This is a genomic window from Psychrobacter sp. 1U2 (genome assembly GCF_051847575.1).
This window is the reverse complement of the sequence record NZ_JBPYDC010001319.1, coordinates 1-631: the sequence shown is the minus strand read 5'-3', so window position 1 is coordinate 631 and position 631 is coordinate 1. Positions and strand designations below refer to the sequence as shown.

1 pseudogene is annotated in these 631 nt (G+C 41.2%); it reads left to right on the top strand.

From position 1 onward, the window contains the following. Positions 1-631: pseudogene (locus ACS8FD_RS21860) on the top strand (MFS transporter); the annotation flags it as partial.

Below are 631 nucleotides of genomic sequence, written 5' to 3'. Positions count from 1 at the left end.
TCAGATGGGTACTTCTCTTGCTATTTTACTCGGCATGATAGTCGCTGGAGTATTAACGCAGCTGCCACAGTCACTATATTGGATTAGCGCAACGGTTGTAGTTGTAGCATTATTAGGCTATATGGCAGCGCGCTTTATTCCTATGACGCCAGCGATGCAGCCCAATCTGACTATTAATTGGAATGTTTTTACCACTAGCATAGCCACGGTACGTTACTTGTATTCTTTGCCTTTTTTGTTCTTTGTGATTCTAGGCAATAGCTGGTTTTGGTTTTATGGGGCAACGTTTTTGACTCAGACGCCTGAATTTAGCAAAGTCATCTTACAGGGTGATGAGTCTGTCGTTATTTTTCTATTGACTCTCTTCTCTGTTGGCGTGTCTATTGGTTCTTTACTGTGTAAAAGTTTGACGAAAAATCAAGTGAGCTTGCGACTGTTGCCTTTTGGCATCGCAGGACTCAGTATCTTTGCTATTGACCTTTATTTTTCGTTATCAGGGCTAAATAACGATTTGAGTTCGAACACTCTCTTAGGGATTAGCGATGTATTTGGTAGAGGCGGTAGCTTACGGGTATTTGCTGATTTATTCTTTTTAGGGTTTAGTGGTGGTTTGTATATTGTGCCCCTCTAT